20 protein-coding genes are annotated in these 21,139 nt (G+C 65.4%); 15 read left to right on the plus strand and 5 right to left on the minus strand.

What is annotated here, in order from left to right; genetic code table 11:
- Window positions 1–13: 13 nt before the first annotated feature.
- Both folP and HACJB3_RS07315 read left to right on the plus strand, forming a co-directional pair.
- On the plus strand, window positions 14–1,141 hold the full coding sequence (gene folP, locus HACJB3_RS07310) for a dihydropteroate synthase (protein WP_008415232.1): 1,128 nt from the start codon (window positions 14–16) through the stop codon (window positions 1,139–1,141).
- Window positions 1,142–1,267: 126 nt separating this feature from the next.
- The gene (locus tag HACJB3_RS07315) at window positions 1,268–1,948 is read left to right on the plus strand and encodes a 6-hydroxymethylpterin diphosphokinase MptE-like protein (protein ID WP_008415234.1); all 681 of its coding nucleotides are present in this window, start codon (window positions 1,268–1,270) and stop codon (window positions 1,946–1,948) included.
- Window positions 1,949–1,950: 2 nt separating this feature from the next.
- On the opposite strand, the gene HACJB3_RS07320 is transcribed toward HACJB3_RS07315, so the two are convergent.
- Entirely contained in the window at window positions 1,951–2,916 is a 966-nt protein-coding gene (locus HACJB3_RS07320; protein WP_008415235.1) for a quinone oxidoreductase family protein, read from the minus strand.
- A gap of 70 nt (window positions 2,917–2,986) precedes the next feature.
- On the opposite strand from HACJB3_RS07320, the gene HACJB3_RS07325 reads away from it, so the two are divergent.
- A complete protein-coding gene (locus HACJB3_RS07325) occupies window positions 2,987–4,396 on the plus strand; it encodes a carotenoid oxygenase family protein (protein WP_008415236.1) in 1,410 nt (469 codons plus the stop codon).
- Here the strand turns inward: HACJB3_RS07325 and HACJB3_RS07330 are convergent.
- Window positions 4,393–5,391 (minus strand): TIGR04024 family LLM class F420-dependent oxidoreductase, encoded by a 999-nt coding sequence (locus HACJB3_RS07330; protein WP_008415237.1) that lies wholly within the window; start codon window positions 5,389–5,391, stop codon window positions 4,393–4,395. The two genes, HACJB3_RS07325 and HACJB3_RS07330, sit on opposite strands and share 4 nt — an antisense overlap.
- 66 nt (window positions 5,392–5,457) lie before the next feature.
- Window positions 5,458–6,351 carry a ribonucleotide-diphosphate reductase subunit beta gene (locus HACJB3_RS07335; RefSeq protein WP_008415238.1) on the minus strand — a complete coding sequence of 298 codons (894 nt, stop codon included), beginning with the start codon at window positions 6,349–6,351 and terminating at the stop codon, window positions 5,458–5,460.
- Between the two features lie 79 nt (window positions 6,352–6,430).
- Here HACJB3_RS07335 and HACJB3_RS07340 point away from each other — a divergent pair, with 79 nt between their 5' ends.
- Window positions 6,431–6,670 (plus strand): glutaredoxin family protein, encoded by a 240-nt coding sequence (locus HACJB3_RS07340; RefSeq protein WP_008415239.1) that lies wholly within the window; start codon window positions 6,431–6,433, stop codon window positions 6,668–6,670.
- Between the two features lie 15 nt (window positions 6,671–6,685).
- Here the strand turns inward: HACJB3_RS07340 and HACJB3_RS07345 are convergent, their stop codons facing one another.
- A complete protein-coding gene (locus HACJB3_RS07345) occupies window positions 6,686–7,708 on the minus strand; it encodes a phosphate uptake regulator PhoU (RefSeq protein ID WP_008415240.1) in 1,023 nt (340 codons plus the stop codon).
- A 498-nt stretch (window positions 7,709–8,206) separates the two neighbouring features.
- Here HACJB3_RS07345 and pstB point away from each other — a divergent pair, with 498 nt between their 5' ends.
- From pstB to HACJB3_RS07390, 9 genes are all read left to right on the plus strand, one after another.
- Window positions 8,207–9,043, plus strand: coding sequence for a phosphate ABC transporter ATP-binding protein PstB (gene pstB, locus HACJB3_RS07350; RefSeq protein ID WP_049934545.1), 837 nt, complete (start codon window positions 8,207–8,209; stop codon window positions 9,041–9,043).
- Window positions 9,044–9,712 carry a phosphate signaling complex protein PhoU gene (gene phoU / locus HACJB3_RS07355; RefSeq protein ID WP_008417745.1) on the plus strand — a complete coding sequence of 223 codons (669 nt, stop codon included), beginning with the start codon at window positions 9,044–9,046 and terminating at the stop codon, window positions 9,710–9,712. It begins immediately after the preceding gene.
- A gap of 63 nt (window positions 9,713–9,775) precedes the next feature.
- Window positions 9,776–10,627, plus strand: a complete 852-nt coding sequence (locus HACJB3_RS07360) for an SDR family oxidoreductase (RefSeq protein ID WP_008417744.1) — start codon at window positions 9,776–9,778, stop codon at window positions 10,625–10,627.
- A 14-nt stretch (window positions 10,628–10,641) separates the two neighbouring features.
- Complete coding sequence (gene gmd, locus HACJB3_RS07365; RefSeq protein ID WP_238532739.1) at window positions 10,642–11,709, plus strand: GDP-mannose 4,6-dehydratase; 1,068 nt, start codon at window positions 10,642–10,644, stop codon at window positions 11,707–11,709.
- Between the two features lie 31 nt (window positions 11,710–11,740).
- Window positions 11,741–13,120: a cryptochrome/photolyase family protein gene (locus tag HACJB3_RS07370; protein ID WP_008417742.1), complete on the plus strand. Its 1,380-nt coding sequence runs from the start codon at window positions 11,741–11,743 to the stop codon at window positions 13,118–13,120.
- 91 nt (window positions 13,121–13,211) lie between these two features.
- A complete protein-coding gene (locus HACJB3_RS07375) occupies window positions 13,212–14,159 on the plus strand; it encodes a UbiA family prenyltransferase (RefSeq protein ID WP_008417741.1) in 948 nt (315 codons plus the stop codon).
- 77 nt (window positions 14,160–14,236) lie between these two features.
- Window positions 14,237–15,919, plus strand: coding sequence for a histidine kinase N-terminal 7TM domain-containing protein (locus tag HACJB3_RS07380; RefSeq protein ID WP_008417740.1), 1,683 nt, complete (start codon window positions 14,237–14,239; stop codon window positions 15,917–15,919).
- A gap of 80 nt (window positions 15,920–15,999) precedes the next feature.
- Window positions 16,000–16,611, plus strand: coding sequence for a superoxide dismutase (gene sod / locus HACJB3_RS07385; protein WP_008417739.1), 612 nt, complete (start codon window positions 16,000–16,002; stop codon window positions 16,609–16,611).
- A gap of 71 nt (window positions 16,612–16,682) precedes the next feature.
- Entirely contained in the window at window positions 16,683–16,967 is a 285-nt protein-coding gene (locus HACJB3_RS07390; protein ID WP_008417738.1) for a DUF5827 family protein, read from the plus strand.
- On the opposite strand, the gene HACJB3_RS07395 is transcribed toward HACJB3_RS07390, so the two are convergent.
- Window positions 16,964–18,793, minus strand: a complete 1,830-nt coding sequence (locus HACJB3_RS07395) for a sensor histidine kinase (protein WP_008417737.1) — start codon at window positions 18,791–18,793, stop codon at window positions 16,964–16,966. The two genes, HACJB3_RS07390 and HACJB3_RS07395, sit on opposite strands and share 4 nt — an antisense overlap.
- A gap of 97 nt (window positions 18,794–18,890) precedes the next feature.
- On the opposite strand from HACJB3_RS07395, the gene thyX reads away from it, so the two are divergent.
- Both thyX and HACJB3_RS07405 read left to right on the plus strand, forming a co-directional pair.
- Window positions 18,891–19,634 (plus strand): FAD-dependent thymidylate synthase, encoded by a 744-nt coding sequence (thyX, locus tag HACJB3_RS07400; protein WP_008417736.1) that lies wholly within the window; start codon window positions 18,891–18,893, stop codon window positions 19,632–19,634.
- The gene (locus HACJB3_RS07405) at window positions 19,631–20,851 is read left to right on the plus strand and encodes a CaiB/BaiF CoA transferase family protein (protein ID WP_008417735.1); all 1,221 of its coding nucleotides are present in this window, start codon (window positions 19,631–19,633) and stop codon (window positions 20,849–20,851) included. Before thyX ends, HACJB3_RS07405 begins: the two co-directional genes overlap by 4 nt.
- The last annotated feature ends 288 nt before the right edge of the window (window positions 20,852–21,139 follow it).

Genomic DNA, 21,139 nt, shown 5'->3' on the forward strand with positions numbered 1-21,139 from the left:
CCAACCCCCGGGTATGCAGACCGTCGAGGCCGCCGGATTGGGGATCGGCGACGACCACCCGCCGCGGATCATGGGCGTTCTCAACGTCAGCGAGGAATCGCCGTACGATCCGAGCGTCTTCGCCGACCCCGGCGAGGCGGCCGCGTACGTCGAGCGCGAACTGATCGAGGAGGGCGCCGACATCGTCGACGTCGGCCTTGAATCCGCGAACAAACGCCTCGACGTACTCTCCCCCGAGGCGGAACTCGACCGCCTCGATACCGCCGTCGAGACCCTCGAATCCGTCTCGAGCGAGGCGGTCTTCTCGATCGAAACGCGCTACTCGGAGGTCGCAGATGCGGCGCTCTCGCGGGGGTTCGACATGGTCAACGACGTCTGTGGGTTCGCCGACCCCGCGATGCCCGAAACCTGTAGAGCGCACGACGCCGCCGTCGTCAAGATGGCCTCGCCGCCGGACCTCGAACGCCCTGGTGCGGTCGAGTCCGTCGACGGGATCTACGAGGCCCTCTCGATGAACGGCTTTACCGAGAAGACGATCCTCGATCCCGCCTTCGGGGGCTGGAGCCCGGAGAAGTCCCTCGCGGACGACCGCGAGACCCTCTCCAGATTACGGGAGTTTCGCGCCTACGGTCGGCCCCTGCTGGTGTCGATCAACCGCAAGAACTTCCTGCGCGATATCGCCGGTCGCAGTACCGAAAAGGCGCTTCCGGTTTCGCTGGCGGCGACCGCGATGGCGGTCGAGCGGGGGGCACACGTCCTCAGAACGCACGACGTGGCCGAGACGCGCGACGCCGCGTTGATCGGCCGGGAGTTCTCCCGCGAGCGCGTTCGCGAACCCACGGTCGAGGAACTCGACGTGACCAGCCACCGCGAGGCCGCCCGCCACCTCGAACGCGTCGACGGGGACGCCGAACTGGCCGACGCGGGCGTCACCCGCTGGTTTCGCCTCTCGGATCTCGGGGACGCCGCCCAAGCGCTCGCCCTCGCGGTCGCCGACACGGAGGGGGTCTCCCTCGCCGGCACCGATCCGACACTCCTCTTTGGCACCCGGGACGGGTTCGCCTCGCTGAATCGAGCGGTACCGGCCGAAACGGGCCCTCTCCCGGAATTACTCTCGAAGATCCTAGATGATTTCAGCTAAGAGAAAGCTTATACCGGAGGCGATAAAACGAACGGATGGAAGCCGGATAGGCCCCCGGGTAGGGGTACTCGGGCCGATCCGGCTCACGGAACCGATTATATCGACGCAAACTCGACAGCGACTGGCATGAACTTCGAGACGTGGGAGCCGATTTACGAGTCGATCATCACGGACTTCGGGTTCGATCGCCGGGAGGACGAACGCGCCCGCGACGCCCTCGCCCGACTCGTAGAACCGTTCGACGAGCGCCGTCTCGCGGCCCTCGGGGATGCGACCGTCGCGGTGGCGGGGGCGGGTCCCTCGCTTCCCGACGATCTCGATCGCGTCGCGGGGGCCGACTATGTGATCGCGGCCTCGACGGCCGCCGACACCCTGCTCGCGGCGGGGCTCGACCCCGATCTGATGGTTACGGACGTCGATAAGAACCCCGAGACGGCCCGCCGGTTGACTCGACTGGGGACGCCGGTGGCCGTTCACGCCCACGGGGACAACCTCGGGCTGGTCGAGCGATGGGTGCCCCGGTTGGGAGCCGAGAGCGTCCTCCCGACGACCCAGGCCGCCCCGCGCGGTCCCGTTCGGAACTTCGGCGGGTTCACCGACGGCGATCGGGGGGCCTTCCTTGCGGATCACTTCGGCGCCTCCGAACTCCTGTTTCCGGGGTGGGATTTCGAGGACCCCTCGGTCGGGGCGACGAAAGCCCGTAAGCTCCGGTGGGCCGAACGCCTGCTCTACTGGCTCGAAACCCGACGTGGGGAGCGGTTCGGCGTCCTCGACGGGCGGCGCGACGGGATCGAGCCGGTGGTGTAGTCCTAGGGAACGAGCACGACCTTGCCGCTGCTCTGGCGGTTCTCGATGTACGCGTGGGCGTCGGCCGCCTCCTCCAGAGCGAACGTCTCGCCGACGACGACCGATAGCTCGCCCGACGCGAAGCCCTCGGTCAGGTCCTCGACGGCCGAGAACACCCGTTCGGGCGCCTGTTGGCTCGCTTTCCCGAGATGGTAGCCGATCACCGAGTTGTTCCCGAAGAAGAGCCGGGGCGTCTCCACCCGACCGGGTTCGCCGCTCGCCACGCCGTACGTGACGATCCGGCCGAAGGGCGCGAGCGACTCGACGCTCCGCTCGAAGCTCCGGCCGCCGACCCCGTCGAGGACGAGGTCCAGTCCCTCCGCCGTGATCTCCCTTACCGCCGCCGGGAGGTCGGCCTCGGTGTAGTTGATCGGGTGCTCACAGCTCAGATCGCTCGCCAGATCGAGTTTCTCCTGTGTGCTCGCGGTGCCGAAGACCTCCGCGCCCGCCCGCGAGGCGAGTTGGACGGCGGCGGTTCCGACCCCGCCGGCAGCGGCGTGGATCAACACCCGCTCGCCCTCCTTCAGGCCGCCCCACTCGAACAGGCAGTTGTGGGCGGTGAGATACTGGACGGGAAAGCCGGCGGCCTCCTCGAAGTCCATTCCCTCGGGGATAGGAAACAGCGCCTCGACGTCGGCGACGGCGTACTCCGCGTAGCCGCCCCGCCCGATCAGCCCGACCACGCGATCGCCCTCCGAGAGGTCGGTTCCCCCGGCGTCGCTGACGATGCCAGCGACCTCCATGCCTGGCGTGAACGGGGGCTGGGGACCGCCGGGGTACTCCCCGCGTCGCTGCATGACGTCCGCGAAGTTGATCCCGGCCGCACGCACTTCGAGTTCGACCTCCCCCTCGCCGGGGTCGGGCCGGTCGATCTCGCTCGTTTCGAGCGCGTCGCTGTCGCCGAACTCCGAGACGGTGATCGCATTCACGTCACCCGGTTGGGTCGCTAGGGCCATAAAACGGGGCCAGAGCTATGCGCCGCGGCGTCGTGTCCTCGCCATGGCAGATCACCGCCTCGGGTTTCGATCCTTCGACGAGGAGACCGATTCCCTATCGCTCGAGGTCATGGGGGAGCTTCCCGACTGGCTCTCGGGGACGCTCTATCGGAACGGACCCGGCCGCTTCGAGGTCGGGGATCGGACGCTGACCCACTGGTTCGACGGGTTCGCGCTGCTGCGGCGCTTTGCGTTCCGCGATGGGGGGGTCGAGTACTCGAGTCGGTTCCTCGACAGCGACGCCTACCGGGCAACACAGGACGGCGAGCTTCGCTACGGGGAGTTCGGCACGGTCCCTTCGCGGTCGCTGTTTGATCGGTTCCGAACCCTCTTTGGCGGCGCCCAGACCGACAACGCCTCGATCACGGTCCGCCACCGCGCGGGCGAACACCGTGCGGTGACCGAGACGGCCCGCGAGGTCGCCTTCGATCCCGCGGACCTCTCGACACTCGGTCACCGGACAGGAGCGGTCGGGGCGACCGGCACTATCGCCCACGACCACTACGACGGCGTTCAGGAGGAGTGGGTCGGCCTCGGGACGCGCCTCGGTCGCAGATCGGGCTACGTCCTCTATCGCGACCCCGACGACGGCGCCGTCGAGGAGATCGTCCGCATCGAGCGCGCCGAACCCGCCTACGTCCACAGCTTCGCGCTGACGGATCACTACGCCGTCCTCACCGAACACCCGCTCAGGACCGCCCCGCGGCGCCTGCTCGCGGACCGACCCTACGCCGAGAGCTTCCGGTGGTATCCCGGGCGCGAGACCCGGTTTCTCGTCGTCGACCGTCGCGACGGCGAAGTGGTCGCCGAACCCGGCGTTTCGCCGTTTTTCACCTTCCACCACGTCGACGCCTTCGAGCGGGGCGAGGAGCTCTTCGTGGATCTGATCGCCTACGAGGACCACTCGATCGTCCCCGCGCTCTCGCTCTCGAACCTCCGGTCGCGGGAACCCGACGTCCCGGCCGGCGAACTCAGGCGGTATCGGATCGACCTCGAAACCGGGCGTGCGGAGGGACGGCCCATCGTCGAGGGCGGGATCGAGTTCCCCACGATCCACTACGCCGAGGCGAACCTCCACCCCTACCGCTTTTGCTACGGCGTCGGATCGGAGACGGCGTTCAACGACCGCCTCCGGAAGGTCGACGTCGAACACGGAACCGACCGGGTCTGGGAATCGGAGGGGATCCACCCGGGCGAAGCGCTGTTCGTCCCCCGACCCGACGGGGAGCGCGAGGACGACGGCGTCCTGCTCTCGGTCGCGCTCGACGTCGCGGAGGAGCGTTCCTGTGTGCTCGTCCTCGATGCGACCGAGTTCGAGGAACTCGCCCGCGCGTACCTCCCCCACGTGCTCCCGTTCGACTTCCACGGCACCTTCGACGCGGACGGCGAGGAGCCGGTTCCGTCGATGAGTTAGGGCGCGAGCGTGTCGATCGTCGCTTCGATCTCGTCCTCACTCGCCCCGCGGGGAAAGCTCACTGCGACGGCGTCGAGCCCCTCGACGGCCTCGAAGCGCTCGATCGTCTCGCGGGCCTCCTCGGGCGTGCCCGCTGCACAGAGGTCGTCGAGCAACTCGTCGGGGATCGCCGCCAACGCCGCCTCGCGATCGCCGCTGCCCCACGCCGAGGCGACGGCGTTCGCTTCCTCCTCGTAGCCCTGGCGGGCCAGCGACTCGCGGTAGTAGGTGCCCATCCCGCCGACGTAGAAGGCGGTGTGCTGGCGAGCGAGTTCGCGAGCGCGCTCGCGGTCCGCTAGGGCACAGCAGGTCAGCGAGAGGGTCGTCCGTAGCTCGGCAGGATCTCGATCCCCTAGTTCCGCACCCCGTTCGAGGTCGGCGAGCCGGTCCCGGATGCCGTCGGGCGTGAAGACGACGGCGTGCCACCCGTCCCCGAACCGACCGGCGAGTTCGACCGACTTCGGGCCGAGCCCGGCGACGTCGATTCCGGGCGCGGTTTCGGGGGGGTCGCTCCGGAGTCGGAACCCCGAGAGTCCGAATATCTCGCCGTCGTACTCGACGCGCTCGCCGGAGAGTACTCGCCGGACGATCTCGACGGTCTCGCGGGTCCGCTTGAGTGGCCGCTCGAAGGACTCGCCGTGCCAGCCTTCGATCACGGCGGGGCCGCTCGGGCCGATCCCGAGGCGGAATCGCCCCTCGCTCACCTCTTGGAGGGTCGCGGCAGTCTGACCGATCAGCGCCGGCGAGCGCGAGTAAACGGGAAGGATACTCGCACCCAACCCGACCGAGTCGGTGCGCTCGGCGATGACCGCGAGCACGGTCGCGGCGTCCCGGCCCCACGTCTCGGGAAGCCAGACCCGGTCGTAGCCCGTTCGCTCGGCCCGCCGCGCGTCGGCGACCAGCGAGTCGACCCCCGATTGGGCGGCCACGGGCAGGTGGACGTCCCGGGCCGTCATTCGAAACTCACCGAGAGTTGTGCGTGCATACTCCCGGGAGGAGGGCGGCTCACTAAAAGAGCGGGGTCATTCGATCGAGACGAGGTCCTCGACGTCGGGGATCTCGGCGCTCGTCGTCGAGAGCTGTTCCATACGTTGCAGGTGTTTTTCGGCGGCATAGGCGGTCAGTTCCTCCTCGCCGAGTCCGGCGCCGTTCTCGCTTGCGGCCGCGGTCGCGGCGACCTCCTGGGTGAGGGGCAACAGTCCGTTGACGGTCCCGTGGATCACGTCGATCGAAACCCCCTGCCGTTCGACGAGTTCCTTGAGTTTGGCCATGCCGAAGCCGACGTGTCTGCCCTCGTCGCCGCGGATCTCGGTGAACCCGTCGACCAGCCCCGGCAACAGCGGGAGCTCGGGAATCTCGCCGCTGTAACTGGTCTGGACGGCATAGTAGCCCGTCTGGGCTATGACCCCTTCGATGGTCAGGTGGTAGTGACAGAGCGCCCGGGCGCGGTTTTCGGGCGTGTCCTCTTTGAGGACCCGATCCATCGCGCGCTCGTTTCGCTCGAACAGGTCGTGATAGGCCTCGAAGAACCACCGGTCATCGAGCGGCGAGGTCCGTTCGAGTCCGCGGTCCTCCTCGGCGGGATGGATCACCGCCCGCCAGTATCGATCGAAGAAATCAGCGTGTTTTGCCTCCTCGTAGAGCTGGGTCGTGACGAACATCTGGTCCTCGATCCCCTCCAGAACCACCGCCAGTGGCGCGAGGTCCTCCGTGACCGCGGCCTCGCCCGCCCCGAACAGCGCGAGCGTCCGCCGGAGGTCCGTAAACGTCGCTCCGTCGAGCTGAGAGAGCCGCTCGCGATCCACACTCAGATCGATCTCGGCGGGATCCCAGTGGCGCTCGACGGCGTTGCGATAGTATCGATACGTCCGTCGGCCCCGGTTCAGAGCAGTGTCTCCTCCCGCGGTTCGATTCATATACCCACCTAGTTCATTTTGAATAAAAGGGTATTGCATGCGGAGTTGACTTTTTACCGTTGGATACCCATCGTCCGGCATGTCCGTTCGGCTGTACCAACTCGACGGCTGTCCGTACTGTGAGAAGGTCGCTGATCGTCTCGACGAACTGGGCGTCGAGTACGAGAGCGAGTGGGTGGAGGCGCTTCACTCGAGGCGAAACGAGGTCAAACGGGTCTCCGGTCAGCGCGGCGTTCCGGTGCTGGTCGACGAGGAGTACGGGATCACGATGCCCGAGTCCGAGCGGATCCTCGAGTTCGTCGATCGAACCTACGCGTGAGACGACCACGACCGCTCACAGCGGGCTCGGGGCAACCGTCGTGCCGGGGGTCGGAGTGGCCTTCTGGAGGGCTGTTTCGGCGATGTTCACGCCGTAATCGCCGATCCGCGACAGCGAGTCGACGATCAGCCCCAGCTGTTGAGCGTCGGCGGGGTCGACGGTTCTAAGCCGTTCGTCGATCGTCCGCGTCCGCTCGTCCAGTTCCGTCGCCCGCGCGAGCGTCGTCGTCGCGAGTTCGGTCGCTCGCTCGTGGTCCTCGACGAGAAACGCGTCCATCGCGTCCTCGACGATGGCCCGCGACTCGCTCTCAAGGCCCGAGAGTGGCTCGCGGACGTTTTCGGGGAGGGACTCGATGTCGTCGCCGTGGCGTGCGATCTTGACGGCGTGATCGGCGATGCGTTCGATCTGTCTGGCACAGGTCCGGTAGTCGAAACAGGTCTCCCGACCGAGGTTGATCGCGGCAGCAGAGCGCGGATCGCGCAACACGGATCGGAACAGCCGCGAGGTCACGTACCAGAGCCTATCGACGTCGTCGTCCCGGTCGGCGATCCCGGGCGCGTAGTCGGGGCCGTCCTCGAACAACCCGTCGACAGCGTCCTCGAGCATCGACAGCGAGAGCAGGCGCATCTGCATCACGGTGTCATGAAGCGACAGCTCCGAAGAATCGAGCAAGTCCTGCAGGACGATCCGGTCGGTCGTTTCGGTGCTGACCTCGAATCCGACGAGCGAAGTCGCGGTTCGTCGAACCGCACGGCGTTGCTCGCCCGAGATCTGCTCGGCTTTCACGTCCACCTCATCGAAACCGTTGATGTACAGGGTGACGATGCGACTCTCGAGTTCCTGGGGCGCCATCCCCTCGATCGAGAGCGTGACACCCGTCGTACTCGCCCCGTCGACGGGTGTCGCGACCAGCGTCTCGCCCTCGGGGTAGAAGGTCAGTTCGCTTCCCGCTTCGATCCCCGTCTCCGTCGCCCACTCCTTCGGCAGGGAGACGGTGAAGGTCGACCCGCCCGTGATCTGAACCTTGCGAACCTCCATACCCCTTCGTTCGACCGTCAGTACATAAGCTCTTCCATAAATATATAGTATTCGTGGATGGTGGACGATTCAAGCGGTTTTCCCCAACCGACTACACGATCGATGGGCTCTATCGAAGTCCCCCACTACGACTGATCTCCCGAGCCACCCGAAATAACCCGATAGAGGTCCTTTAGATACCACATAATATCCGAGGCACGAACGGTCCCTTTCGAGCGTCCCGAACGAATACTAATCTGTATAGAGATATAGATATACGGACTACTATATATCTCTATTAGAAGGGTACTTCATGCCGGTCGTACTGTGTTCGATCGACGACCGGCCTCCCGTATCGGGGATCCCACGGGTACTACGGAGGCGGGTGTGGCCTCGACGTTTCGGACCCGCGATCCCCCGTTCGGTCGGTTACAGTTCGACGGCGGGGGCGTTCGATTCCCTGTCGGAAGTTCGTCGGAGGCGCCGTCGGTCGAGATGGAGCCGATCGAGTCCGTAACCATGTCATCACAGAAATCACCCCGGCAGTCGAAGCCCGAGATCCGGACCGAGATCGAAATCGATCGAGACGACCGCTCGATTCGATCCGTCGACACCGTTCTCGAATCGAGGGACCTAGCGGTGTACTACGGCGAGGAGCAGGCGCTTCAGCCCACGAGGATGGGAATCCCGGAACACCAGGTCACGGCGATCATCGGACCCTCCGGCTGTGGGAAGTCCACCTTCCTGCGCTCGATCAACCGCATGAACGACCTCATCGACGTCGCCCGGGTCGAGGGCGAGCTCCTCTTTCGGGGCAAGAACGTCTACGACCAAGACGTCGATTCCGTCGCCCTGCGCCGCCGCATCGGCATGGTCTTCCAGAAACCGAACCCGTTCCCGAAATCCATTCGGGACAACGTCGCCTACGGGCTGAAAGTCCAGGGCGAAGAGGTCACCGACGAGAAGATCGAGCGCGCGCTCAAACACGCGGCCCTCTGGGAGGAAGTCAAAGACAAACTCGACTCCTCAGGGCTGGATCTCTCCGGGGGGCAGCAACAACGATTGTGTATCGCCCGGGCGATCGCGCCCGACCCGGAGGTGATCCTGATGGACGAGCCCGCGAGCGCGCTCGATCCCGTCGCCACCTCGAAGATCGAGGACCTGATCGAGGACCTCGCCCGCGATTATACGGTCGTGATCGTCACCCACAACATGCAGCAAGCCGCCCGCATCAGCGACAAAACCGCCGTGTTCCTCACCGGCGGGGAACTCGTCGAGTTCGGCGACACCAACAAGGTCTTCGAAAATCCGGAAAATCAGCAGGTCGAGGACTACATCACCGGTAAGTTCGGATAGATGGCCCGAAACGAGTATCAGAGTCGTCTCGATGACCTCCGCAAGGAGGTCCTTCACATGAGCGAGGTCGTCCGCGAGCGCCTCGGGATCGCATTACAGGCGCTTTCGGAGCGAAACGACGAACTAGGACGTGAAGTACTCGAACGCGACGCCGAGGTCAACGAGATGTACCTCGAACTCGAACGCGAGTGCACCGACCTGATCGCGCTCCAACAGCCCGTCGCGGGCGACCTGCGCTTTATCGCAGCCTCCTTTAAGATCATCACCGATTTGGAGCGGGTCGCGGATCTCGCGACCAACCTCGGAGCCTACGCGGGACGGGCCGAACGGGAGATCCTGCCCGACGTCGACGTCGCGTACATCGGCGAACGCGTCGACGAGGCGGTCGGTGAGGCGATGGCTGCGTACGCCGAGGAGGACGCCGACGCCTGCTATCTGATCGCCGAGCACGACGACGAGATCGACGATCTCTGTGAACGTGCGAGCGAACTCGTCATCCGGGACCTGATCGACGGGGATCGCGAGGACGCCGACGCCGAAGGGGTCTTCTCGGAGGTCTCGCGGCTCCTATTGACAGTTCGGGACCTCGAACGCGTCGGCGACCATGCGGTCAACATCGCCGCACGCACCCTGTACATGGTCGAGAACGACGACGAACTCATCTACTGAGACGCGGACGGCGGGTCGAGGAACGACAAGCTATAACCCGGTCAGTCCCGACGGCTTTACTCGATGACCTCCCTTCTCGTCACGGGCGCGAGCGGGCTTCTCGGGCGGTGTCTCCTCGACGCCGAGTGGAGTGGCGGCCGCGTCGTCGGGACCTACTACACGACCCCGATCGAGTCGGGCCACGAGACGGTTCACCTCGACGTTCGGGACGGCGAGGCTGTTGCCCGCCTCGTCGAACGTGTCGATCCCGACGTCGTGATCCACAGTGCCGCCGCCACGAGCGTCGAGGCCTGCGAGGACGATCCCAAGCTAGCTCACGGGACCAACGCGCGCGGGACGAAACACGTCGTTGACGCCGCGACGGCGGTCGGTGCGCGGGTGATCTACCCCTCGACGGCGTACGTCTTCGGCGACGGTGGGCCCGTCCACGCCGAGGACGACGAGCCGGCCCCGATGAACCGCTACGGCCGCTCGAAACTCGACGGCGAGCGGTACGTGCAGGCCGCATCCCCGGAAAACACGATCGTGCGCTTCTGTGTCGTCGTGAACCTCGGGCCGGCCGATAGCCCGGATTTCGGAAGCTGGGTCCGGGGGCGGCTCGAATCCGGCGAGCGGGTTCGGTTGATCGACGATCAGGAGATCACGCCGACGGTGCTCTCGGACGCGATCGACGCGCTGGGATATCTCGTCGAACACGAGACGGCGGGGGTCTTTCACGTCGCCTCCCCCGACCGGCTGACGCGCTACGAACTGGGTGTCGAGATCGCACGTAGACACGGTCTCGACCCGGATTTACTCGAGGCGATCCCGATAGCAGAGATGGACTGGCAGGCGCCGCGGCCGGATCACCTCTGTTTAGGTGCCGAAAAGCTAAGTCAGTACGGCTACCAAACGACAAGAATACGGACAGAGTGACTATGAAAGGGGCTTTGATAACTGGGGTCACGGGACAGGACGGATCGTATCTCGCCGAGATGCTACTCGAGAAGGGCTACGACGTCCACGGGATCGTACGATGGAACACCACTGCCGGGTCCTGGGGTGCTCACACGGAACGCCGGGTCGAGGAGATCGAAAAACGGGCCGAACGCACCGGACAGCACCTCGAGTTTCACTACGGTGATCTCACCGACGGCAGCAGCATTCGACGGGTGATCCGCGAGGTCGAACCCGACGAGATCTACAACCTCGGCGCACAGAGCCACGTCGCCGTCTCCTACGATCAACCCGACTATACCGCCGAAGTGAACGCCCTCGGGACGCTTCGCGTGCTCGAAGCGATCCGCGAGACCGGCGTTGACGCACGATTCTATCAGGCCTCGACGAGCGAACTGTTCGGCAACGCGACCGAAACGCCACAGGACGAGTCCACCCGGTTCGATCCCGAGAGTCCCTACGCCTCGGCGAAACTCTACGCCCACCACATCACGAAGAACTACCGGGACGCCTACGACATCTTCGCCTGTAACGGCATCCTCTTCAACCACGAGTCGCCCCGCCGCGTCAAGGCCGCCGTAACCCGCAAGATCTCCCGAACGGTCGCACGCATGGACGCCGGTATGGAAGACCGCCTGTATCTCGGGAATCTGGACGCGAAACGCGACTGGGGGTACGCCCCCGAGTACGTCGAGGCGATGTGGGAGATCCTGAACAACGACACGCCCGAGGACCTCGTGATCGCGACCGGCGAGACACATACCGTACGGGAGTTCGCGACCATCGCCTTCGAGACGCTCGGCTACGAGATCGAATGGCAGGGCGAGGGCGTCGAGGAGCGCGGGATCGACGCCGACAGCGGGGAGACGCTCGTCGAGGTCACCGAGGAGTTCTTCCGGCCGACGGACGTCCACCTGCTGAAGGGCGACGCATCGCGGGCCAAACAGGAGATCGGCTGGGAGCCACGTACCACCTTCGAGGGACTCGTCGAAATCATGGTCGAAGCCGACAGAGAGGCCCTCGAACCCGATCGCTCCGAGCCGACGGTTCTCGAACGGTAGGGTTGACGGTTCGCCGGTCCCACGTCTGGACATGGACCTCTGTTGGCACCGCCGCGACCTCCGGGTGACGGACAACCGGATGCTCGCGGGCCGCAACGCCCTCCCGGTCTTCGTCCTCGACGAGGCCGTACTGGAACACGCCGCACCCCCGCGAGTCGCGTTCATGCTCGACGCGCTCGAATCGCTCCGCGAGGCCTATCGCGAGAGGGGTGGGAACCTGCTGATCGAACGGGGCGATCCATCGGCGGTCGTCCCTACCCTCGCCGCCGAGTTCGGCGTCGATACAGTGGTCTGGAACCACGACTACTCGGGGCTCGCCCGCGAGCGCGACGAAGCGGTCCGCGCGGCCCTGGACGAACGAGGGATCAATCACGAGCAGTACCACGACGCCGTCATTCACGAACCCGGTTCGATCACCACCACCGACGGCGACCCTTACTCGGTGTTTACGTACTTCGGAAAGAAGTGGTTGGATCGCGACAAACCCGATCCCGTTTCGGCACCCGAGTCGGTCTCCGACCCCGACGATCCCGGTGGGATCCCCGCACTCTCGGATCTCGGGTTCGAAGCGCCCGAGGGTTCGGTCCCGGATGCGGGACCGGACGCGGCCGAAAACAGACTTGAGACGTTCTGCGACGGACCGATCCGTCGGTACGAGGAGGACAGGGACTACCCGTCCAGAGGGGGTACCTCGCGGCTCTCGGTCGATCTGAAGTTCGGAACGGTCGGAATTCGCCGGGTCTACGCGGCGACCGAGAACGCGAAGGCCGAGGCCGGAAGTAAGGAAGAACGCGGCTCCGTCGAGGAGTTCCAATCGCAACTCGCGTGGCGGGAGTTCTACACGCAGGTGCTTTATTATCATCCTAACGTCGTCACGAAGAACTACAAAACCTACGACGGGGAGATAGAGTGGCGAACGGACGAGGAGGGATTCGACGCCTGGACGGAGGGAAAGACGGGCTATCCGATCGTCGACGCCGGAATGCGCCAACTCCGCGAGGAGTCGTGGATGCACAACCGCGTTCGGATGCTCGTCGCCGCCTTCCTGACCAAGGACTTGCTCGTCGACTGGCGGGAAGGCTACGACTGGTTCAGGAAACACCTCGTGGATCACGACACCGGAAACGACACCGGCGGCTGGCAATGGGCCGCCTCGACGGGCACCGACGCCCAGCCCTACTTCCGGATCTTCAACCCGATGACACAGGGCGAGCGCTACGATCCCGACGCTGAGTACATCCGCGAGTACGTCCCCGAACTCCGTGAGGTCGACCCGAAGACGATCCACGCGTGGCACGATCTCGACGACGAGGCCCGTCCTGACGTCGGATATCCCGCACCGATCGTCGACCACGCGATCCGCCGGGAGGTAGCTATCGAGACGTTCGAACGTGCCCGCGGCGAGGAGTGACGTGATCCGGCGAGTCGCTCCCGCGATCGGTATATTTTGCACGACTTGTCACTAGATCTATCTAATCGGTCCCGTAACCGTATCATTGCAAATGGTACGACTCTCGATCGCAAACGGGGACGAACTGCGAGCCCTCCGGCGGTGGCTCGATCACCTCCGTGGAACGCGTCCCGTAGCGGCGGCCGAACGAACGTACGCACTCTGTGTCCAGTGCTCGTTGCTGTTGGCGGTGATCGGAGCGAGCAAAGTGGCGGTCGTCTCGCTTCTCCTCTCGATCCCGATCAACGCCGCCGCGGGGGTGGCGTTTCTGGTGACGCTCGCCGTCTACAACCACAACAAACTGACCGACCTCGAGGAGGACGCGGTCAACGATCCCGAGGGGGCCGCCCTCCGTGGCTCTCGGAAACGACTCTTCGCGGCCCTCTCGGTCGGATCATACGTACTGGCGCTGTGTCTATCGGCCCTCGGTGGCCCGGTGGCGTTCTCGCTGACGCTGTTTCCGGGCGTGCTGGGCGTACTCTACAGTAGTCGCTGGCTGCCGGGTCCGGGGCCCGACCGACTCAAGGACGTGTTGCTCGTCGGGACGGGCGCGGTCGCATTCGCGTGGGCCGTGCCCCTCGCGCTTCTGCCCCTCGCGTTCGCCGGCGACGCCGTCGGCCTCGGTGCGCTCGTCGTTCTCGCCTTCTTCTTCGTTCGGACGGTACTGGCCGTCGAACTATTCAACGTCCGCGATGTCGAGGGCGATCGGTGCCGGGGCATCGCGACGCTTCCGGTGGTCCTCGGCGTCGATCCGACGCGGGTCGTCCTCGTCGCGCTCAACGCCTGCTCTCTGGCGTTGCTCGTTGCCGCGGTGTTCCTCGGTGCGCTCGCGCCGGTCGCACTCGCGGCCGCCCCCGCGGTCGGGTTCTCCCTGGTACTGGTCGGGTGGCTGGACGCGGATCGGTCCGCCGATCGGCTCTGTCTGGCGAGTTACCTCGAAGCGCCCCTCATGGCCGCCTGTCTCGTCCTCGCGAGTGGCTCCGTGCCCCCGGTCGCGTAGTTTTGGCGGTCCATATACAAGTATAGATATATCGTGTATCCGTCACGAACGACACGCCCGCTCGGAACGATGATCCGATGATTACACTATCGCCGACGGTCGCGCTGATCGTGGGTTCGGTGCTCGCCGCCGGAAGCGTCGGGGTTCTGGCGTGGCGCCAGCGCCCCGAACCCGGTTCGTTCAGCCTCGCTGTTCTCATGGCTGCGGCCGCGTGGTGGTCCGCGACTCAGTTGGGCACCCTCCTCGCAGGGACGCTCCCCGGCGCGCTGTTCTGGGCACGCCTCCAGTGGCTCGCGAGCGTGACGCTTCCGGTCGTGTGGTTGGTCTTCGCACTCGAGTACACCGGCTACGACAGGTACGTCAGGCGATCGGTCGTCGCGGGACTGGCGATCCCCTCGGTGCTTACGCTGGCGCTCCTCGCGACCAACGGCACACACGGGCTGATACGCGAGAGCGTGACCCTCGCCGACCACCACGGCTACCTCGTCCTCCAGTCGACGTGGGGGCCGTGGTTCTACCTCATCGTCGGCTACGCGTACGTCCTCGTGACGGTCGGGTCGCTCCTGTTCGTCCAGCTCGCGATCGGGGCGTCGCTTTTGTATCGAACGCAGGCGATCGCGCTACTCGTCGGGGCCGCGAGCCCGTGGTTGGCGCATCTCGTCTATCTCAGCGGGTTCGTGCCCTGGGCCGGTCTCGACCTGATGGGGGCGACGTTCAGCGTCTCGGGGGCCACACTACTGTTCGCGCTCGCTCGCGGGAGGCTCCTCGATGCCAATCCGGCCGCGAGCCGTCTGGCGAGCGATTTCGTCATCCGGGGGATCGACGACGGGGTGCTCATCACCGACTCCAGTGGCCGCGTGGTCGATCTCAATCCCGCAGTGAGGTCGATCCTCGGGGTGAGTCCGGCCGACGCCGTCGGTCGGCCGGCAGTCGCCGTCGTCCCAGGATGGGACGGCTCGTCTGCGGAGCCGGACTCGGAGGTGACGACCAGGGTCGGAGATGGCGCTCGGTATTTCGACGTCCGCGTCTCGGTCCTCACCGACTATCACGACCGTCCGGTGGGCCGAGCGATCGTCCTGCGGGACGTCACCGAGCGGCGGCGGCGCCGCCAGCGACTCACGGTGCTTCAGCGGATCCTCCGTCACAACCTGCGAAACGAGATGACGGTCATCCACGGACACGCACAGTGTCTCGAGGACGAAGGAAACGACGCCGCGGGCGCGATCGAGGAGAGCGCGAATCGCGTTCTCGATCTGAGCCAGAAGGCCAGCCAGATCGAGCGCCTCGTCGCAAAGAGCGAAACCGACGCGACGACCCGTCTGGACATCGTGATCGAAAACGCGGTCCGATCGCTTCGATCCGAACATCCCGGAACGACGTTCCTCGTCGGCGAGCTCCCGTCGGTGACTGTGTGCGTCTCGATCGAGACGGCCGTCTACAACCTCCTCGAGAACGCAGCCGAACACAACACGGGCGACGACCCCACGGTCACCGTCGAAGCGAGCGTCAGCGACAGGGAGGTCCGAATCACGGTCGCCGACGACGGGCCCGGGATCCCCCCGATGGAACGGCAGGTCCTTCAGGTCGACGGCGAGACCCCGCTGCACCACGGGAGCGGGATCGGGCTCTGGTTGGTCCACTGGACCGTCGAACTGCTCGGGGGAACGGTGACGTTCGGGGAGAACGACCCCATCGGAAGTGTCGTCAACGTTCGCGTTCCGGTGGCTGGCTCGCCCGGCGGCCACGAGCGGGGCGCGTGATCGGGAATGGTATACGATAACGTGGGGCTTCTAAAGCTTTAACAGCGCGGCCGGAGATGGTAGAACTGGAGGAGATTACCATGCCAGAGAAATCAAACGCCGAACTGCCGCCGCTTCCGTACGACTACGACGCGCTCGAACCGTCGATCTCCGAGCAGGTCGTCACGTGGCACCACGACACGCACCACCAGGGATACGTAAACGGCCTCAACAGCGCCGAGGAGACGCTCGCGGAGAACCGCGAGTCCGGTGATTACTCCTCGACGGGCGGCGCGCTCGGCAACGTCACCCACAACGGCTCGGGCCACTATCTCCACACGCTGTTCTGGGAGAACATGAGCCCCGAGGGCGGCGACGAGCCGTCGGGCGACCTCAGAGAGCGCATCGAGGAGGACTTCGGCTCCTACGAGGGCTGGAAGGGCGAGTTCGAGGCTGCCGCAAAGGCCGCCGGTGGCTGGGCGCTGTTGGTCTACGACCCGGTTGCCAAGCAGCTTCGCAACCTCGCAGTCGATAAGCACGACCAGGGTGCCCTCTGGGGGGCCCACCCCGTGCTGGCGCTCGACGTCTGGGAACACTCGTACTACTACGACTACGGCCCGGACCGCGGCGACTTCATCGACGCCTTCTTCGACGTCGTCAACTGGGACGAGGCCGAAGACCAGTACCAGAAGTCCGTCGACCACTTCGAGTAACTCCCTAGACTTCCCGTTTTTTGCGCCGCCGCACCGTGAGCTTTAGTGGCGTCTCCGTCGAACCCCATCCCATGCCCAAACCCAAAGGGGAGTTCGACGAACTCTACCCGTGTGACTTCTACACCCCGGCGGAGCTGTTCGAACCCGACGAGATGTACACCGTCTACGAGATCGGGCGTCTCCTCCAAGGGCTCGATCCCGAGGCTGAACTCGAACCCGATACCGAGGCCGTGCTGCTGGACTGGGCGATCCCGTGGGTGGTGAAAAACGGCGAGGACTTGGTGGTCGGCGATCCCGTCTCCGAGGACCAGCCGGGCTACTACGGGCTGAAACGCGAGGAGGACCGAGAGGACTAGCCCGCCCCGTTCGCGTCCGTCGTGATCTCGATTCGCAACCCGCCGGCCTCGCCGCAGGCCAGCGAGAGGCCCCAGCCGTGGCCTTCGGCGATATTTTGTATGATCACCAGCCCGAATCCTGTCCCCTCATCGGTGCTGTAGCCCGGTTCCAGGGCCGCCTCGCGTTCGGATTCGGGGATGCCGGGACCGTCGTCCACGATCGCGAACCCGTCGGGAGTGGCTTCGACGGTGACGGTCACGGCCGCCGAGTCGTGTGCCCCGCTGTCGCCGGAATCCGCAGGGTTCTGGCCACGCGTCGGGCCGTGTTCGACACTGTTTCGGAACGCGTTCTCGAACAGTTGGGTCAGTCGGTTTCTGTCGGCATGGACCGTCCGATCCTCCCCGATGACGAGGGTCGCCCCCTCGGTTTCGACGTTCGCCCAGGCCTCCTCGGCGACGGTTCCTAGGATCACCGGCCGCGTCTCGCCGACGGCCCTGCCCTCGCGTGCGAGCACGAGCAGCCCCTCGATGATCTCGCGGATCCGGCGGTGGCTCCGGTTCACCTGCTCGAGGTGGTCGAGATCACCGGTCTCCGTCGCCAGCGAGAGCGCGCCTTCGGCGACGTTCAGCGGGTTTCGCAGGTCGTGCGAGACGACGCCGACGAACTCCTCAAGGCGGGCGTTTTTCGCCTCGAGTTCGCTCTCGTGGGTGGCCCGATCCAACGCGACGGTGGCGGTCGCCGCGAGCAGTTTCGCGAAGTAGACCTCCGCGTCGTCGAAGGCATCCAGGCTGTCGGCGGCGATGATGAGCACGCCGTGACTCCCGAGCGGGAAGATCATCTCGCTGCGGAGATGCGTCTCGGGGTTGTGCGCGCCCGCCTCCTCGTGGACACCCTCGAAGATTCCGTCCTCGCCCGACTCGAAGACCTCCCACGCGAGACACTCGCCGCGTACGAGGGCCGGTACCGTCCCGAGGGAGTCCTCGACGGTGTCGGTGTAAGCGACCGGTTCGAGGTGCTTGCCGGCCGCATCGACGAAGTGGATGCCGGTGTGGGTGAGCCCGAGGACGCGATCCGCGGCCGCCACGGTGACGTCCGCGACGTCCGAGCGTCCCTCGGCGACCATCAACTCTCGCGTCGTCTCGAGCAGGCGTTCGAGCGTCCAGACCGTTCGTCGGTACTCGGTGACGTCGCGCCCGATCCCACAGACGACCGTCCGGCGGTCGGCGTCGAGGCGCGAATTGGTGAACTCGTAGGGAGTCGACCGACCGTCAGGTCGGGGGAGTTCGGCTTCGGTCGTGACCGGTAGGTCGTCCGGATCGCAGTCGGCGATGAGCGCGGCGATCCGGTCTGTGTCCTCCCCGGAGACGAGATCGACCGGGTGCATCGACGCGAGCTCCGCGTCGTCGAGGCCCGTCACCTCGGCGAGACGGTCGTTCCAGTGGATGAAACCCTCCTCGTCGAACGCGTAGATCACGTCGGTCACAGTGTCGATCACCGTGCTCGCGAGATCGTCCCGCGTCGTCGCGGCGCCGCGCTCGGCGGCGGTTCCGATTTGGGCGATCAGAGTCTCGGGACGACGTACGACCTCCTTGGGAATGACCCGCACACCGGCCGCCCGGGCGGTCCGTGCGTCCGCCTCGTCGTCGGTCAGGACGATCGTCGGCGGCCACCCCGCAGCGTGCTCGGCCGGGAGCGAGCCGAGACAGAGCACACAGTCGATCCCCGAGATAGCGCCGACCTCCTCCGGCGGGACGGAGCGCAGTCGCACCCGCTCGTCGAGGTCGCGCCCGATGGCCGCCCATTCCTCGGACGCCCCGACACAGGCGACCCGCACGGGTGGATCCATTACCGTGGTTACCATTCTGAGATAACATATCATTTTCGATACGATCTTCCCGAACCGGATCGGTGAGTGTTTCCCGGTCGGTTGCGAGCCACCGAGTATGGACGTTAGGCTGCTCGAAGCCACCGACGACCCCGAGCGGGTCGTCTGTCTGGGGGCGCGAAACGATTACATGAGCGACTTCGTCGGCGATCAGTCCTTCGAGGAAGTCATGGAAAGCGTCGACGGCGGGAGTCTCGAGGAGAAGAAACGGACCCTGATCGGGCACCTGCTCTCACACGGTCACTTCGGCCCGTTCGAACATCCACAGATCACCATCGCCGTCGAGGGGATCAGTCGCTCCTGTATGGCCCAACTCACCCGCCATCGCCACGTCTCGTTCGACGTTCAGTCGATGCGCTACGTCGCCTTCGACGAGGTCGACCCCGCGGAGGTTCGGAACGGCGAGATGGTCGTCGTCCCGCCCTCCGCGAGCGATCCGAACTGGGTCGGGCGTAATCAGAAGAGCGGCGCGGTCGACGAGGAGACGGTAAAAGAACGCGAGCGGGTGTTCACTGAGTCGGTCTCTCGGTCGGTCGAGGACTATCAGGAGCTGCTCGACCTGGGGATGGCCCCCGAGGACGCCCGGTTCGTCCTCCCGATCGGTACCGAGGTCAACCTCGTGATGTCGATGAACGCCCGAATGCTGATGCACGTCGCCGACATGCGCGCCGCGGCCGACAGCCAGTGGGAAATCAGGGAACTCACCGAGAGCGTACTCGATATCGCCGCCGAGTGGTGTCCGCTCACCTTCGAGTACTACGACGAGCACATGAAGGGCCGGAAGAACCGCCTCGCGCCATGACCGGCGAGGCCCGCGACGCGGCGGGCGAGGGCCCGCTTTCCGGACTGACGGTGCTCGATTGCTCGCAGGTGCTCGTGGGCCCGTTCTGTACGATGCAACTCGGGGACCTCGGTGCGGAAGTGATCAAGATCGAGCGCCCCGGCGTGGGCGATCAGACCCGCGGGTGGCATCCCCCGCGCTTCGGCGAGGATGGCCCGAGCGCCTACTTCGCGAGCGTCAATCGGAACAAACGGTCGGTGACACTGGATCTGGGGAGCGACGAGGGCCAGGAGGTCCTCCGGACGCTCGCTGCCGACGTGGACGTCCTCGTCGAGAACTTCCGGGTCGGCACGATGGAGAAGTGGGGGCTGGACTACGAGGCGCTCTCGGCGGTGAACCCCGAGTTGCTCTACTGCTCGCTGTCGGGCTACGGCGAGTGGGGCCCCTACAGCGACAAACCGGCCTACGACCTGATGATCCAGGCCGAGGGCGGGATGATGAGCATCACCGGCGAGGACGGGGGCGATCCGGTTCGCGTGGGCGTCGCCGTCGCCGACATCGGCGCGGGGATGTACGCGACCCAATCGATCCTCGCGGCGCTTCTGGGGCGTGAACTGCGCGACGTGGGCGGTCAGAAGATCGACGTGAGCTTGCTCGACGCCCAGGCGGCGTGGATGTCCTACATGGCAACGAACTACTTCGCGAGCGGCGAGGTCCCCGGAAAGATGGGCAGCGCCCATCCCACCATCGTTCCCTATCAGGCGTTCGAGACCCTCGACGGCCACGTCGTGGTCGCGGCGGCCTCCGAGAAACTCTGGCGGGCGTTCTGTCTGGCGATCGACCGCGAGGAGCTCACCGAGGACGACCGCTTCGCCAAAAACGCCGATCGGGTCGAGAACCGCGAGACGCTGGTCCCGATCCTCGCCGACGAGATCGAGGGCTACGCCACCGACGAGGCCCTCTCCCGGTTGGCCGACCACGACGTGCCCGCGCGGGCGGTCAACGACATGGCCGACGTCTTCAGTCACCCACAGATCGAAGCCCGTGGGATGGCCCGCGAGGTCGAGGGCCCTTCGGGGTCCGTCGAGATGCCCGGTAGCCCGATGTTCCTTTCGGAAACGCCGACGGCGATCCGACGCCATCCGCCCGAACTCGGCGAACACACGGAGGGGGTCCTCCGGGAGAGCGGCTACACCGACGGGGAGATCGATCAGTTTCGCTCCGAGGGCGTGATCTGATCGCCCGCAGCGTCCGGGATCGCCCGCCGGTAGTTCGATTAATACGGATTTAGTCTATCATAATACAATATCTGAAACAATAAGATTGTAGTAAATATCGTAGAACAGTACTGTAGAGTCGGTTGTCGTATCACGGTAGGGACTGGTTGGATTCGAACCTATCCACCGGTTTCACGACAGATAATCGCGGTTTTCGTCGTCTACTTTCTCAATTCTAGTTACCATTTTTTATAAAATTCAGTTACTATACTGAAAATTTAGTTCGGTGGATTTATTCTTCAGTACCTG

Source organism: Halalkalicoccus jeotgali B3, assembly GCF_000196895.1.
Lineage (GTDB): Archaea > Halobacteriota > Halobacteria > Halobacteriales > Halalkalicoccaceae > Halalkalicoccus > Halalkalicoccus jeotgali.

Bases quoted from the DNA above. Each gene is read 5' to 3' on its own strand.
- folP (WP_008415232.1), top strand. From the start codon at position 14: ATGCAGACCGTCGAGGCCGCCGGATTGGGGATCGGCGACGACCACCCG.
- HACJB3_RS07345 (WP_008415240.1), bottom strand. From the start codon at position 7,708: ATGGAGGTTCGCAAGGTTCAGATCACGGGCGGGTCGACCTTCACCGTC.
- HACJB3_RS07315 (WP_008415234.1), top strand. From the start codon at position 1,268: ATGAACTTCGAGACGTGGGAGCCGATTTACGAGTCGATCATCACGGAC.
- HACJB3_RS07360 (WP_008417744.1), top strand. From the start codon at position 9,776: ATGACCTCCCTTCTCGTCACGGGCGCGAGCGGGCTTCTCGGGCGGTGT.
- HACJB3_RS07340 (WP_008415239.1), top strand. From the start codon at position 6,431: ATGTCCGTTCGGCTGTACCAACTCGACGGCTGTCCGTACTGTGAGAAG.
- HACJB3_RS07375 (WP_008417741.1), top strand. From the start codon at position 13,212: ATGGTACGACTCTCGATCGCAAACGGGGACGAACTGCGAGCCCTCCGG.
- phoU (WP_008417745.1), top strand. From the start codon at position 9,044: ATGGCCCGAAACGAGTATCAGAGTCGTCTCGATGACCTCCGCAAGGAG.
- HACJB3_RS07330 (WP_008415237.1), bottom strand. From the start codon at position 5,391: ATGACGGCCCGGGACGTCCACCTGCCCGTGGCCGCCCAATCGGGGGTC.
- HACJB3_RS07325 (WP_008415236.1), top strand. From the start codon at position 2,987: ATGGCAGATCACCGCCTCGGGTTTCGATCCTTCGACGAGGAGACCGAT.
- HACJB3_RS07335 (WP_008415238.1), bottom strand. From the start codon at position 6,351: ATGAATCGAACCGCGGGAGGAGACACTGCTCTGAACCGGGGCCGACGG.
- thyX (WP_008417736.1), top strand. From the start codon at position 18,891: ATGGACGTTAGGCTGCTCGAAGCCACCGACGACCCCGAGCGGGTCGTC.
- HACJB3_RS07370 (WP_008417742.1), top strand. From the start codon at position 11,741: ATGGACCTCTGTTGGCACCGCCGCGACCTCCGGGTGACGGACAACCGG.
- pstB (WP_049934545.1), top strand. From the start codon at position 8,207: ATGTCATCACAGAAATCACCCCGGCAGTCGAAGCCCGAGATCCGGACC.
- HACJB3_RS07390 (WP_008417738.1), top strand. From the start codon at position 16,683: ATGCCCAAACCCAAAGGGGAGTTCGACGAACTCTACCCGTGTGACTTC.
- HACJB3_RS07405 (WP_008417735.1), top strand. From the start codon at position 19,631: ATGACCGGCGAGGCCCGCGACGCGGCGGGCGAGGGCCCGCTTTCCGGA.
- HACJB3_RS07395 (WP_008417737.1), bottom strand. From the start codon at position 18,793: ATGGATCCACCCGTGCGGGTCGCCTGTGTCGGGGCGTCCGAGGAATGG.
- sod (WP_008417739.1), top strand. From the start codon at position 16,000: ATGCCAGAGAAATCAAACGCCGAACTGCCGCCGCTTCCGTACGACTAC.
- HACJB3_RS07380 (WP_008417740.1), top strand. From the start codon at position 14,237: ATGATTACACTATCGCCGACGGTCGCGCTGATCGTGGGTTCGGTGCTC.